The organism is Niastella vici, from assembly GCF_002077945.1.
GTDB classification, from domain to species: Bacteria; Bacteroidota; Bacteroidia; order Chitinophagales; family Chitinophagaceae; genus Niastella; species Niastella vici.
This window is the reverse complement of sequence record NZ_LVYD01000104.1, coordinates 1-12242: the sequence shown is the minus strand read 5'-3', so window position 1 is coordinate 12242 and position 12242 is coordinate 1. Positions and strand designations below refer to the sequence as shown.

The window sequence follows — 12242 nt, the reverse complement described above, 5'->3', positions numbered from 1 at the left end:
AGGGCCGGGTTCTAGCGGCCCTTGTGAGTTACACCTTTTTTAATGTTTTACAGCTACAAACATTGTCCGGTTGGTAAACTGGGTAAGGTTGTGCGGGAAAATATCGCCGGTGAAATTTAATTGCCCGCGCTTATAAATATTTGTAATGTCTGCGTGCAAAGATAGCGTTAGTATGTGTTAAAATAGCAGATGTTCGTTATTGTTATAGATGGTAATTTTAGTGAGGAACCAAAGCTAATTGCCATTATGAAAAAACGATTGCAGGTTGCTCAAATGAAAAGAGCAACAGGATTGCTATGCTTATTCTTCACGTTCTGTTTTCTGCCATGCACCGCTTCGGCGCAACCGAAAACAGCTGTTATTAAAGGGATTGTGGTTGATGAAACCGGAATTCCCATCGATGGGGCCAGTATCGTTGTAAAGGGTACTAAAACGGGCACATCTTCCGATGCCCGGGGCGAATTCTCCTTAAATATAACCGAAGGAAAAACTGTTACACTGGTAATATCATACACCGGCCGCGAAACCACCGAGGTGCTGGCTAATACACCTCAAAAAGATCCGCTGATCGTGATGTTGAAAGTAAAGGCGGATGCGCAGGAAGAAATGGTGGTGATAGCCAGGGGCGTACAAAAGAGAAAAGAGGTGGTAGGGGCCGTTACCAGCATTAAGCCTGGCGAATTAAAGATCCCGGCCAGTAATTTAACCAATGCACTGGCCGGCAGGCTGGCTGGTATTATTGCTTATCAGCGCAGCGGAGAACCCGGCGCCGATAATGCTAATTTTTTTGTGCGTGGCGTTACCACCTTTGGGTATAGAAAATCGCCGCTTATTCTTATTGATAATATTGAAGCCACTGCAACGGATCTGGCGCGGTTGCAGGTTGACGATATTGCCAGTTTTTCGATCATGAAAGATGCAACGGCTACCGCCCTGTATGGCTCAAAAGGAGCCAACGGTGTTATAGCTATTGTTACCAAGGAAGGCAAGGATGGCAAGGTGGTTGTTTCGTTAAGGGCCGAGAATTCCCTGTCCCGGAGCACCCGCAACGTACAACTGGCCGACCCCATCACTTATATGGAGCTGGCAAACGAGGCGGTATTGACAAGAAATCCGTTGGGTGGCTTATATTATTCAAAAGAGAAGATCAATAATACTAAGCGGGGCATTGATCCGGTGATCTACCCGGTAACCGATTGGCAGAACATGGTTTTGCGTAAGTCTGCCATGAACCAGCGCTTTAATTTAAGTCTTTCAGGTGGCGGTAAAGTGGCCAGGTATTATGTGTCGGGTGCCCTTAATGTAGATAACGGTATCTTAAAAGTAGATAAAAGATCAAACTTTAACAGTAATGCAAAGCTGCGTTCCTATTCCATTCGAAGTAATGTGAATATCAATTTAACACCTACTACAGAAATGGTGACCCGTTTGTCGGGAAGTTTCGATGATTATATGGGCCCTATCAATGGCGGCGCTGCCATTTATGGATTGATCATGCAGTCGAGCCCGGTAATGTTCCCCGCTTATTATGAACCAACCGACGAAACCAGGTATGTAAAGCATATTATGTTTGGCAATTCGCCCGAAGGAAATTTTAATAATCCATATGCACAGTTACAGCGGGGGTATAAGCAATTTAACCGTTCCAATATCAATGCCCAGGTTGCCCTGTACCAGAAATTGCCTTTTATATTGAAGGGCCTCAGCGCAAGAGGCATCATCAATATACAAAGGAATGCCTATTTCGATGTTACCAGGGCGTACAACCCGTTCTATTACATTGCCACTAATTACGATTATGGCAGTAAACATTACGATCTGAAGTCGATTAACCTGGAGGATGGGCAGTCACAGGCGGCGCAGGGAACGGAATACCTTGATTACAAACCAGGTGAAAAAACAGCCGCCTCTGATTTTTACAGTGAAGTGGCGTTGGATTACAAAGGTTTTTTCAAAAAAGGCCATACCCTCAGCGGAACGCTGGTAGGTATAGCCAAAGGCAGCCTGAATGGCAATTCAGGTGATCTGCAAAGTTCTTTGCCTTTCCGCAATGCAGGCTTGTCGGGCCGGGTATCTTATGTGTACGATGGCCGGTATGCTGTTGAATTTAATTTTGGTTATAATGGGTCTGAACGGTTTTACAAAACCCACCGGTACGGCTTCTTTCCCTCGGCCGGAGTGGCCTATACTATTTCAAATGAAAAATATTGGGACAAATTCAGTGATGTAGTATCAACGCTGAAGTTGCGGGCCACGCTGGGGTATGTAGGTAATGACGCCATAGGATCTCCTGATGATCGTTTTTTTTACCTGTCGAATGTAAATATGAACAGTGGCAACCGGGGAATGCGGTTTGGTACGCTTAAAGATTATTCACTGTCGGGCATCGAAATTACCAGGTATGCCAATAATGATATTACCTGGGAAAAGGCCCTGAAAGCCAACCTGGGCATTGAAGCAACCTTCTTCCGCAATCTTAATATGGTCCTGGATGTATATAAAGAGCGGCGTACGAATATATTGATGACCCGTTCATCCATTCCCACCACCATGGGGTTGTCGGCTACACTGATGGCCAATGTGGGGGAAGCAGTTTCAAAGGGTGTTGACCTTTCATTGGATTATTCCTGCAATCTCACCTCAAAATGGTGGGCAAAGGGAATGGCGAATTTCACCTATGCCACAGGAAAATTCGATGTATATGAAGAACCGAAATATCCGGGCACCAACAAGTCGCATACAGGAAGATCTATTAATCAGCAATGGGGCTATATAGCCGAAAGGCTGTTCGTTGATGAGTACGACGCCAGGAATGCGCCTTTACAAAGTTTTGGTTCTTACGGGGCTGGAGACATAAAATACAGGGATGTTAATGGAGATGGGAAAATAACCGAGCTCGATCAGGTGCCTATCGGCTTTCCCACCAGCCCTGAAATTGTATATGGCTTTGGGCTGTCAACCGGCATCAGGCGTTTTGATGTTTCTGTTTTTTTCCAGGGTCTGGCCCGGGAATCCTTCTGGATAGATGTAAATGCCACCACGCCTTTTGTCGATAAGCAGCGGCAATTGTTAAAAGTATGGGCCGATAACCATTGGAGCGAAGAGAACAGGAATATTTATGCGGTATGGCCGCGGTTAAGCCCCGATGTTAGCGGTAATAACAGCCAAACGAGCACCTGGTTTATGCGCAATGGCGCCCTGTTACGGCTGAAGTCGGTAGAAATGGGCTATTCATTGAATGACCGCCCGATGAAAAGGATACATGTAAGGGGCGCACGTCTTTATCTGAATGCCGCCAATTTATTTACGTTCAGCAGGTTCAATCTGTGGGATGTTGAAATGGGTGGCAATGGCCTCGGATACCCCATTCAACGGATCCTGAATGTTGGTATAAATGTTTCCTTTTAAATAATGACTGCATCACATTAACCAAAACTAATCAAGATCATATGCGGTTTTTAAAGATCGGATTATGGCTGGTTGTTATAGCCTGCTGTTATTCCTGTAAAAAATATCTCGATATCGTTCCTGATAACATTGCAACATTGGAGCAGGCTTTTCAATTACGGGCCACGGCAAAAAAATATCTTTTTACTTGTTACTCCTGGTTGCCAAAACTGGCCAGCCCTGCCGATAACCATACTTTTATTGCATCCAGGGAAATAGCTACTCCCTATCCCGGTTCACAATCGGGATTGCCCGATGCCATTCTGCAATTGGGTTACGATTATCAGAATGTAGTTAATCCCGGCGCCAATTTATGGGATGGGTTGAATAATGCCGTGCCTGTGTTCCAGGCCATTCGCAGCTGCAATATTTTTTTAGAGAACATTGATAAGGTGCCTGATATTGCTTCGTATGAAAAGAAGCAATGGATAGCCGAAGTGAAAGTGTTGAAAGCATATTATCATTTTCAGCTGTTAAGGATGTATGGCCCTATTCCGGTGATAAGGAAAAATTTGCCGGTGTCTGCTGATGTAGAAGCGGTTAAGCTTAAAAGAGAGCCTGTTGACAGCGCAGTTAATTATATCGCTGCATTGATCGATGAATCAATAAACGACCTGCCACTGATCATTGCCAATCAACGGGAAGAATTGGGCCGCATAACCAGGCCAATTGCCCTGGCCATCAGGGCTTATGACAGGATGTTGGGGGCCAGCCCCCTGTTTAATGGAAATTCAGATTATGCGCAATTCAAAAATAACGATGGCGAGGCGTTGGTACGAACGGATATTGATAATGAAAAATGGGCAGTGGCTGTAGCCGCCTGTAAGGAAGCGATAGCAGTATGCAAACAGGCTGGCTTCAGGTTGCATTATTTTAATAAGCCTTTTGATTTGAATGCTATAGGCGATACAACGAAAAAATGTTTGGATATAAGAACGGCTTTAACCGAAGAGTGGAATCCTGAAGTGATATGGGCCTTTACCAATGCAAACACTTCCGATCTGCAACGCCAGGCTGCACCCCGCAATGATGTATACAGTTATACCATTTCGCTGTTGGCGGCAAACCTGAATGCCTGTGAGATCTTTTATACCAAAAATGGCGTTCCCATTGAAGAAGATCTGCAATGGGATTATGCAAACAGGTATACTATAATAAAGACCATACCGCCTTCCATGCGAAGTATCCTGAAGCCTAATTATACAACATCGGCTTTTAATATGGATCGCGAATACCGGTTCTATGCCGATCTGGCTTTTGACGGGTCTTCCTATTTTATGATACAGCGGCCCGCTGAAGATAATCTGCTTTATATTAACACCATGTGGGGTTCATCATCTGCGCCCAGCCTGTCGCGTTATTCTTTCACCGGCTACTGGCCAAAAAAGCTGGTAAGCTGGAAAACCTCCGGTTCAGGGAACTCCTATACTCCCGACCCCTACATATGGCCGGCCTTCCGGTTAAGTGCTTTATACCTGATGTACGCCGAAGCATTGAATGAAGCAGAAGGGCCTTCTGCTGCTGCGTATGAATATATAGATTCAGTGCGGGCAAGGGCCGGATTGAAAGGAGTGGTTGAGTCATGGGCAAACTACTCAAGGAACGCGGCCAAACCGGCAACAAAAGAGGGGTTGCGAAGCATTATACAACAGGAAACCATGATAGAATTCATTTTCGAGGGTGAGAATTACTGGAACATGCGGCGGTGGAAACGACTCGATTTAATGAACAGGCCAATAACTGGTTGGGATGTATTGCAAAATACACCGGATGCATTTTACCGGTTAAAAACCATTTATAAACCCAATAATACATACCGGGATTATCTGTCGCCGATACGGGAGTACGATCTTTTTGTAAACCCGAACCTTGTACAAAATCCGTTGTGGTAAAATGAACCAACGTAAAAAATGCTAACAATGAGAAAATTGAGTATTCAGGCTGCAATAGTAGTAGGGGTGACGTTATTGGCGGGGTTGTATGCCTGCCAAAAACAAACAGGTTCAAATCATTCCCCGATCTATAAAGACGGTTCAAAACCGGAAGGGGTAAGCAATGTACGCGTTACCAATTTCCCCGGGGGCGCCTACATTATGTATACCATTAAGGACGATCCGGCCATTTTGTATGTGCAGGCCGATTTTATGGTCAACAATACTACGAGGTTACAGGCTAAAGCCTCGTATTATACAGATACTATTAAAGTGGTGGGGTTCGAAAAGGCAGGCGACTATACAGTTACCCTGCGAACCGTTAGCAGAAGCGAGGTACAATCTGACCCGGTTGAAGTTGTGGTTAGCCCGTTAACCCCGCCTTACCTGACGGTAAAAGGCACCCTGAATATTTTTGCCGATTTTGGGGGCGCCACTATACAATTCAGGAACCCTACACAAGGCGACATTGCCATCGTTGCCCTGGTTGATACGGCCGGCAAGGCTGAATATGTGAACACCATGTATACCCGGGATTCAACGGGTACATTTTCAGTGCGGGGGTTTTCACCGGTTGAACGAAAGTTTGGCGCCTATGTAAGAGACCGCTGGGGAAACACCTCAGACACTGTTTGGGCGCGCGTAAGATCGATGAATGAAGTAGAGTTGGATCGTTCAGTTATGAAGGCGGTGGTGCTTCCCGGTGATCAGCAATCATGCTGTGGTTCCAGCCTGAATGTTCCCCTTACCCAGGCTTACGGCGCCAGGGACTATGCATTTTACGGCGTTAAAGACCCGAACGACTCTACACCTGCCCGCATCACGATCGATATGGGCCGAAGGGTAGTGGTGAGCCGTTTCAGGTACTGGATGCGTTATAATGGTGGTGCTGAATTCAGGAATGGCACACTTAGATATTTTAAGTTGTATGGCAGTGTAAACCCAAATCCAAATGGGGCATTGGATAATACCTGGACCCAACTGGGTGGGGTATATGAATTGGTTAAGCCTTCCGGACTGCCTTATGGGCAACTAAGCCCGGCCGATTACGAAACCGTTACAAATGGTTCCGAATTCCTGCTGCCTTTGCCGGCTGTTCAGCTGCGTTATTTCCGCATAGTGATATTGCAGAATTACAGTGGCGGCGATGGCCTGGAAATGTCTTCAATAAAATTTATGGGCGATTATCAGTAAATACCTGAAAATGAAAAATAATAGATCTTTATTGCTGTTACTCGTTGTTGTGGCTGTTTCATGCACCAAAATGGATAATGAATATGCTGCCTATTTAAACGGGGGAGAGATCATCTATCCGGGCTCACCGTATAATCTGGAAGTGCATCCCGGAAGAGGAAGAGTGGAAATACAGTTTACACAAACAGCCGATCCCAATGTGGTTACCTATAAAATATCCTGGAATAATAATACCCAGCATATTGAAGTGCCTGCCGGCAAGGCAAATAAATTGCAGAAACAATTGATCACCGGTTTGCGGGAAGGCAATTATACATTTGAGGTAACAGCGCTTGATAAAGCCGGCAATGCTTCAACCTCAAGGTCGGCAATTGTAAGCGGGCAATCGCTCGGCGATCTGTATGAAAGCAATCTGCCGGTGCGGGACGGCGCCTTTACCAACAGTCAGGCCGGAATAGTATTAAATATGCTTTCAGTAGATACCACCTGCAAGTATTCCATTGTTTATTATGAAGATCAATCGGGCGTTACCAGGTCGGTGCAATACACGCAACTGGCCGCTTTTCAGGACACGCTGAAAGATATAAAGAAAACGCTGAATGCAGTACGGCTGAAAACAGCCATTGTTCCGGCAAATGGTATCGACACCTTTTACGCTGATCGTACCCTGCCATTGGTACTAATGGCTGCAGATTATGTGTGTACAGGTACCATGATAGATTATACCAGCAGTTCCATCGCAGGGCCCTATCCCTGGAATGTTACTTTGCACGCCATCAATCCAACGCAACTGGAATTGGTTGATAACGATTATTCAAAAGGGGTATACCATAAAATTATTAGTGGGGGTAGTGCTTCTTACTACGGGCAGTTTGGCGTGGTAATAAACCTGGATGCCAGTAATAATGTTATAAGTGTTGTGAACAAATACGGGCAACCGTCTTCCAACGGGCGCTCGGCCGAATTGGACCCGTCAGGAATAAATAAATTTGATCCCGATACAAAAGTCCTTGCAATAAAGTACTGGCTAAATCAGCCTGGCAGTACACACCGTACTTTATTTGATGAAACATTTACGATGAAATAAGCGTCTTGTGCCCTGTGATTTGCCAATGAGAGTGAATATAACATAGGAATTGGTCAATAATGTTTGAGTTGCTTTTTTCAGGGTAAAATACCTTTACTCAAATATCAAATAATTACTACCTGATGCGCAGTTTTTTGAAACCGCAATTATTGTTATGTGCAGCGCTTGCCTATGGTTTGGGTGTATTTGCACAATTCGATTTTCATACCGATTATTTTAAAATTCATATCGATGCAAAGGGATGGATAACCAGTATGAAAAATATAACCGTTCAACCCAATCGGGAATTCAGTCCGGTTGACCAACCTTCTCCATTCCTGAGCCTTTATGATAGCAAAAAAATGGTTTACTATCAGCCGGTTAAAGCTAGTTATAACAAGGGAAACAAAACGCTTTTACTGAGCTATACAAATGGTTCTGTGGCTGCCATTACGCTGGCGCCACAAAAAAAATATTTTAAATTGACGCTTCAATCCCTTTCTCCCCGAAACGGTATTGATGCTGTTCAATGGGGCGCTTATCACACGAATATTACTAATCTATTTGGAGAAATAATTGGCGTGAGCCGCGATACCAGTGCGGCAGTTAATTACGCCATAGGCATGCTCGCTCTAAACGACAATACCCTTGGTGGTACAGCCGAAACGATTGGCGATGCAGCCCCTTTTCAATATATTATCCATACTCCTGACGTTAACCGTTTTCCTTTGCCCGGCCATTTGCATGAAGGGCAGGTTTTTACGCTGGGTGGTAATGGTGTCAGCGATGTAGCATTTTATGCCCACAAAGAGCCCTATTACAGGATCATGTACGGCAATGCTGCGATGGTTGACGATAAAGGAAGGATTTCAATTGCCTATCAATCAAGGGATAGAACTTTTGCAAGACAGGTTTATTTTTCTCTGATCCCCAATATGGCAGTCAATACACCAAACCATCTGAACGTTCAGCCATTGCCAGGAGTAGATTATATCGGATCTTCCATCGCTTTATGGGGCAGTGCCGACAGTACAGCTTTGATGGATGTTGTTCGCACCATTGTAAGGTCAGAAGGCCTCCCGTATCCAACTATAAATGGAAAATGGGTGAAAGACCCCGCCGCTTATGTTCCTGATGCTATTACCAGCGGAGGTTTGTATGATAGCATAATATCTTATACGAACAGGTTAGGTTTTAAAGCCATAAGCTTATATGATCAGGGTTTTTTAAGGCCCAACCGCGGCAATGAAGGCTATATTGATGGAAAGAATTTTGAAAGGAAGCCTGTAAAGCTGACTGCAGGAAATAGATCACACCGGGAATTTGCAGAAATGGCAGCAAAATATGGAATTACAATAGGAAGAACTACAATAACGAATTCATTAGCTCCGGGGACCAAAGACGCCAGCCCAATTCCGGGCGACAGTTTGTGTTATCAGCAAAAACGGTTGCTGGCGAAAAGTATAAATTCAACCGATACAGTGATCATAGTAGACGACCCTGAATATCTTGAAGAGATTGCCAGTTGGGAAGGGCATTGCGCAAACTTAAATATGATAAAGATCGGTAAGGAACTGATTCATTACCTGGGCGTTTCTGCCAAAGCACCTTATAGACTATTAAATGTAAAACGGGGGTACTGGGGTACCCAACCAACTAACCATCAATTTAATGATACTATTTATAAACTTCAGGTAACCATTAACTACGGATACGATGGTCTTATACCCAATATGCAGTTACAGGATAAGATCGCAGAATACTATGCAGATGTTTGTTTTATTAATGGGTTAAGATATTACGACTTTGATGGACAGGAGTTTTTATTCAACAACGGACATGGCTACTACTCTGCAAAACGTTTTTTCCGGAAAATGTTTGAAAGAGCTGCTGCGCTTGGAGTTCCGTCAATCCGGTTTACCGGAGCTACATTGTCGGAAGGTTCATGGCATTATCAAAGTATCTGGAATGTTGGCGGCGGAAAAAACTTATATGATGTTGACACCAGGGAATGGGGGAGTACTACCAGCCAGGGTAAAGACCTCCGTGACGTAACCTATGGTAATTTTTTTCCTGTGGGTATGGGTGGGAATTTCCCCATTAAAGCCAATTCAACAGTGGAGCAATATGAGCATATACAGGCAATTTCTGTAGGTATTGGAACAACATACAGTTTGTATCTGAACCAGAAAGATGTTGAAAGTTGTCCGCAGAAAGATGCGATCTTTAAAACGATAAGAACCTGGGAAAATGCCAGGGCGGCCAATGCTTTTCCTGGATGGGTGAAAAAAGAACTGGCAGATCCTTCGCAAAATTTTCGATTGGAGGAAGTAGATGCCGGCAACTGGAATTTGTATAAAGTGAATGCCGGTGGAGCTGGTAAACGATTCTTCGTGGCGCTGAAAAGAGATAAAGCATACCCGCTTTCAACCGGTCGTGCAACAGTATACAGAAATTAAGAAGAAGCACATTCATTGAAACGAGCGTTATAACGTTCTCTTGCAAAGCCAAACACCACCCCGAAACATTCGTGGGTAGTGTTTGTTTTAATTATATTTGCGCCGAACCCATAAAAACAGTCAGGCGTGAATATGAAAAAAATAACGGCATTTTGTTTTTGTTTGTTAGCCGGTAACGTCTTGTTTGCCCAACAACCAAAGCCACCCATTATGGGCTGGAGCAGCTGGAACCAGTTTCACGTGCACATCGATGAGAAAATGATCAGGGAACAGGCCGATGCCATGATAGCATCGGGCATGTACGATGCCGGTTACAGGTTCATTAACATCGACGATGGTTATTTTGGCGGGCGCGATTCCTCCGGAAAACTTTTTCCCAATAGCCAAAAGTTCCCTTCAGGCATGAAGGCGTTGGCCGATTATGTTCACAGCAAAGGGTTAAAAGCCGGCATCTATACCGATGCGGGTAAAAACACCTGCGGGTCTATCTATGATAAAGATTCGCTGGGTATTGGCGTTGGTATTTACGGGCATGTGCAGCAAGATTGCAACCAGTTCTTCCGGGAATGGGGATACGATTTTTTAAAAGTAGACTGGTGCGGTGGTGAAAAACAAAACCTCGATGAACAAACCGAATACACAAAGATCATAGCGGCAGTGAAAAGTATCAATCCGGCAATTGTTTTCAATGTGTGCCGCTGGAAGTTTCCCGGCGAATGGGCAATTACAAAAGCAGATAGCTGGCGCATCTCAGGCGACATCAGGGAGCAATTTTCTTCCATTCTTGGCATTATCGACCTCAACGCACCACTCTATAAATATGCATCTGCCGGTCATTACAACGATATGGATATGCTTCAGGTAGGAAGGGGGATGAGTTATGACGAGGATAAAACGCATTTCAGTATGTGGTGCATGCTTAATTCGCCATTGCTGGCGGGGAACGACCTGCGCAGCATGAGCAAACAAACGATTGAAATTTTAACAAATAAAGAAGTGATCGCGTTGAACCAGGACGAGGGCTTTGCACAGGCAACACGACTGGTGAAAGAAGGCGATGTAGAAGTTTGGGTAAAACCATTGGGCAAAGCAGGTAAGGAAAAAGCGATCGCGATCATGAACAGGGGAGAAGGACAGAAAGTGGTAACCCTTTCTGTACAGCAATTGGCGCTTACTTCAAAAACTAAATTAAGAGAGCTGTGGCTGCATAAGGACCTTGGCGTTATGGGAGCGGCGCAAACGTTTACCATCCCAAAACATGGAATTGTTTTGTTGAAATGTTTTCGCTGATGGAACCCTGGCGCAGGCAGCCTAAGAAAAGGGTGTAACTCAAAAGGTCATACCCTTTTTTTATTTTCACCAATTCAATAGTCGAGGTTATCGAATAATGGTTCAGTGGCTTCTTCTCCTTCTTCTTCTTTACTCCCTGCACTATCAACGAGCGTAGCAATGGCTGCTGAAGCCAGTCCACCCACCAGGTACAACCCGATGGTCATAATTTTTGTACCTAAGGTCTTATTGCTTGCTTCTTCCGGCAACCCGAGCGATTTGGGTAAAACAACGGCCGCTATACCTGCTGCCAGTCCCAGGAAAGCGCCATACAGCCAGGCTCTTTTTCTGCCACCGGCTGCTGCCAGGCTATAATAGGCGGTATCACAAAGCAATTCACCACCCACTGCCCATCGTTGCAGTTCATTTTCATTCGGTACCTTTTTATGCATGCTTTTTAAACCTTTACGTAACAGGTCCATATCAAGTTTGTCCATGCGGGGGGCATCAGGGGTTATTCTCCGCAAAGCTTCATGCATGGAAGCCACGGTAAGTGTACCGGCCAATCCTCCGGCTAACGCAGATGAAACCTTCATAGTAAATAATTATGGGTAATTAAATCAGTTTAATTCAAGGGCTGAAAAAGTTGTACCGTCTTGTGGTATCTCGGGCTGGGCAAAAAGGGCCACCCTGGAAGCGCTGTGGTGGTTATGTATTTATAGGGGATATTCAGCCTATATGTTAGTGATTTCCTGAGTTCAGGCAGGGGGATAACTATAACGGAATAGAAAAATATTTTGCTTAAAAGCTTGTTTTTTAAAGAATTGCCCCTTACTTTTGCTGCCCAATTATAAGGGAGTTTAGCTCAGTTGGTTT

The 12242-nt window shown here is 44.7% G+C and carries 7 protein-coding genes; 6 read left to right on the top strand and 1 reads right to left on the bottom strand.

Features of this window, described 5'->3' with window-relative positions:
• Nucleotides 1-246 precede the first annotated feature (246 nt).
• The 6 genes from A3860_RS36115 to A3860_RS36090 all read left to right on the top strand — a co-directional run bounded on the left by A3860_RS36115 (nucleotide 247) and on the right by A3860_RS36090 (nucleotide 11387).
• Nucleotides 247-3408: a SusC/RagA family TonB-linked outer membrane protein gene (locus A3860_RS36115; protein ID WP_143774435.1), complete on the top strand. Its 3162-nt coding sequence runs from the start codon at nucleotides 247-249 to the stop codon at nucleotides 3406-3408.
• 41 nt (nucleotides 3409-3449) lie between these two features.
• Nucleotides 3450-5339, top strand: a complete 1890-nt coding sequence (locus tag A3860_RS36110; protein WP_081155471.1) for a RagB/SusD family nutrient uptake outer membrane protein — start codon at nucleotides 3450-3452, stop codon at nucleotides 5337-5339.
• A 27-nt stretch (nucleotides 5340-5366) separates the two neighbouring features.
• A complete protein-coding gene (locus tag A3860_RS36105) occupies nucleotides 5367-6572 on the top strand; it encodes a DUF4959 domain-containing protein (RefSeq protein ID WP_158085469.1) in 1206 nt (401 codons plus the stop codon).
• A 10-nt stretch (nucleotides 6573-6582) separates the two neighbouring features.
• Nucleotides 6583-7659 (top strand): DUF4998 domain-containing protein, encoded by a 1077-nt coding sequence (locus A3860_RS36100; RefSeq protein WP_081155469.1) that lies wholly within the window; start codon nucleotides 6583-6585, stop codon nucleotides 7657-7659.
• Between the two features lie 122 nt (nucleotides 7660-7781).
• Nucleotides 7782-10097 carry a hypothetical protein gene (locus A3860_RS36095; RefSeq protein WP_216823589.1) on the top strand — a complete coding sequence of 772 codons (2316 nt, stop codon included), beginning with the start codon at nucleotides 7782-7784 and terminating at the stop codon, nucleotides 10095-10097.
• Between the two features lie 132 nt (nucleotides 10098-10229).
• A complete protein-coding gene (locus tag A3860_RS36090) occupies nucleotides 10230-11387 on the top strand; it encodes a glycoside hydrolase family 27 protein (protein ID WP_143774434.1) in 1158 nt (385 codons plus the stop codon).
• 74 nt (nucleotides 11388-11461) lie between these two features.
• Here A3860_RS36090 and A3860_RS36085 read toward each other — a convergent pair whose 3' ends face one another.
• Nucleotides 11462-11962 (bottom strand): hypothetical protein, encoded by a 501-nt coding sequence (locus A3860_RS36085; protein ID WP_081155467.1) that lies wholly within the window; start codon nucleotides 11960-11962, stop codon nucleotides 11462-11464.
• Nucleotides 11963-12242: the final 280 nt, after the last annotated feature.

Bases quoted from the DNA above. Each gene is read 5' to 3' on its own strand.
- A3860_RS36105 (WP_158085469.1), top strand. From the start codon at position 5,367: ATGAGAAAATTGAGTATTCAGGCTGCAATAGTAGTAGGGGTGACGTTA.
- A3860_RS36090 (WP_143774434.1), top strand. From the start codon at position 10,230: ATGAAAAAAATAACGGCATTTTGTTTTTGTTTGTTAGCCGGTAACGTC.
- A3860_RS36095 (WP_216823589.1), top strand. From the start codon at position 7,782: ATGCGCAGTTTTTTGAAACCGCAATTATTGTTATGTGCAGCGCTTGCC.
- A3860_RS36110 (WP_081155471.1), top strand. From the start codon at position 3,450: ATGCGGTTTTTAAAGATCGGATTATGGCTGGTTGTTATAGCCTGCTGT.
- A3860_RS36085 (WP_081155467.1), bottom strand. From the start codon at position 11,962: ATGAAGGTTTCATCTGCGTTAGCCGGAGGATTGGCCGGTACACTTACC.
- A3860_RS36100 (WP_081155469.1), top strand. From the start codon at position 6,583: ATGAAAAATAATAGATCTTTATTGCTGTTACTCGTTGTTGTGGCTGTT.
- A3860_RS36115 (WP_143774435.1), top strand. From the start codon at position 247: ATGAAAAAACGATTGCAGGTTGCTCAAATGAAAAGAGCAACAGGATTG.